Below are 2,320 nucleotides of genomic sequence, written 5' to 3'. Positions count from 1 at the left end.
CGGATAGAGCGCGCGCATCGAGCCGCGGCTGAAGGCGCGGTGCTGGCCGCGCACCTTCAAGAGCCGGCGCATGGTGTTCAAAAGCGAGTGGGCGTCGCGGGTCTGGGCCTCGACGTTGACGCTCTGGTAGCCGTAGAGCGGGTCCATGACCGGCGGCAGCACCAGGCTCGCCGGGTCGGCGCGGGAGAAGCCGCCGTTGCGATCCAGCGACCACTGCATGGGCGTGCGCACGCCGTCCCGGTCGCCGAGGTAGATGTTGTCGCCCATGCCGATCTCGTCGCCGTAGTAGAGCACCGGCGTGCCTGGCATCGAAAGCAGCAGGCTGTTGAGCAGCTCGATGCGCCGCCGGTCGCGCTCGAGCAGCGGCGCCAGGCGGCGGCGAATGCCCAGATTGATGCGTGCCCGGCGGTCGGCAGCGTAGTGGTTCCAGAGGTAGTCGCGCTCCTTGTCGGTGACCATCTCGAGGGTCAGCTCGTCGTGGTTGCGCAGAAAGATCGCCCACTGGCAGGTCGGCGGGATGTCCGGGGTCTGGCGCAGGATGTCGGTGATCGGGAAGCGGTCCTCCTGGGCCAGCGCCATGTACATGCGCGGCATCAAGGGGAAGTGGAACGCCATGTGACACTCGTCGCCGTCGCCGAAGTAGGGGCGGGTGTCCTCGGGCCACTGGTTGGCCTCGGCGAGCAGCATGCGATCCGGGTAGCGCTCGTCGATCACCGCGCGGATCTTCTTGAGCACGTCGTGGGTTTCCGGCAGGTTCTCGTTGTTGGTGCCTTCGCGCTCGACCAGGTACGGGATGGCGTCCAGGCGCAGCCCGTCAACGCCCATGTCGAGCCAGTAGGCCATCACCTTGAGGATCTCCTCGAGCACCACCGGGTTGTCGAAGTTGAGATCCGGCTGGTGGGAGTAGAAGCGGTGCCAGTAGTAGGCGCCGGCCACCGGGTCCCAGGTCCAGTTGGAGGACTCGGTGTCGAGGAAGATGATCCGCGTGCCCGGGTACTTGAGATCGGTGTCGGACCACACGTAGAAGTCGCGCTCCGGCGAGCCCGGCGGGGCGTTGCGGGCGCGCTGGAACCACTCGTGCTGGTCCGAGGTGTGGTTGATGACCAGCTCCGTGAGGACTCGCAGGCCCCGCACGTGGGCCTCGTCGATGAAGCGCTGGGCATCCGCCAGGGTGCCGTAGTCCGGGCTCACGCCGATGTACTGGGCGATGTCGTAGCCGTCGTCGCGCCGGGGCGAGGGGTAGAACGGCAGTAGCCAGATCGTGTTCACCCCGAGGCTTTCGATGTAGTCGAGCTTGTCGATCAACCCCTTGAAGTCGCCGATGCCGTCGTCGTTGGCATCGAAGAACGACTTGACGTGGACCTGGTAGATCACCGCGTCCTTGTACCAGAGGGGGTCGTCGAGAAAGTCGAGGGTCTCGACGGCGTGTCGTTCGCTGCTGGCATCCATCATCAAAGGTGCCCTCCCTGCAATCATCGGTGTGGACGAAGAGTGTTGGCCGGCGATGCGTTCACCAGCCGGGGCCATTGGTGGCCCGTTGTCATGACGGCGCGCTTTCCGGGCGCAGCCGCCAGACGGCAAAGGGCCGTGCCGGCTCCAGACGCAGCGACTGCCAGCGCCCCTGCCAGCGCACCCGGGCGCCGCTCATCAGCTCCTCGCCGAGCAGCGCCGCGTCGTCATCGAGCTCGAAAAGCTCGAAGGGCAGCGCGAGCGCGGCCTCGTGGGCGGCGAAGGGGTCGAGGTTGATGGCCACCAGCACCACGTTGTCGCGGCTCTCGGTGGCCTTGGAAAACAGCAGCAGCCGCTCGCTCTCGATGGTGTGAAAGCGAATCCTCAAGTGGGTCTGCAGCGCCGGATTCTCGCGGCGAATGCGGTTGAGCTCGGCGATCTCGAGGCTGATGTTGCCCGGCGCCTGGTAGTCGCGTGGGCGAATCTCGTACTTCTCCGAGTCCAGGTACTCCTCCTTGCCGGGCACCGGGGCGCTTTCGCACAGCTCGAACCCCGAGTACATGCCCCACAGCCCCGAGCCGAGCGCTGCCAGCGCCGCGCGCTGCAGAAAGCCGCTGCGTCCGCTGGTCTGCAGGAAGTAGGGGTTGATGTCCGGGGTATTGACGAAGAAGTTGGGCCGGTAGCCTTCGCGCATCGGCGAGGCGTCGAGCTCGCTGAAGTACGCGGTGAGCTCCGCCTTGGTGTGGCGCCAGGTGAAGTAGGTGTAGCTCTGGCTGAAGCCGACCTTGCCCAGGCGCAGCATCATCGGCGGGCGGGTGAAGGCCTCGGCCAGAAACATCACCCCCGGGTCGCGGGCGCGGATCTCCTGGAT

1 protein-coding gene and 1 pseudogene are annotated in these 2,320 nt (G+C 66.5%); both read right to left on the bottom strand.

What is annotated here, in order from left to right:
- Window positions 1-1,452, bottom strand: a 1,452-nt coding sequence (gene treS, locus BIS11_RS15445; protein WP_253586482.1) for a maltose alpha-D-glucosyltransferase, incomplete at its 3' end; no start/stop codon positions are given.
- Between the two features lie 88 nt (window positions 1,453-1,540).
- A pseudogene (locus BIS11_RS15440) lies at window positions 1,541-2,320 on the bottom strand (alpha-1,4-glucan--maltose-1-phosphate maltosyltransferase); the annotation flags it as partial.

Source organism: Halomonas sp. 707D4 (assembly GCF_024158685.1).
In the GTDB taxonomy this organism is placed as follows: Bacteria; Pseudomonadota; Gammaproteobacteria; order Pseudomonadales; family Halomonadaceae; genus Vreelandella.
Note: the sequence above shows the minus strand (reverse complement) of the source record. Positions and strands in the feature narration are given on the sequence as shown.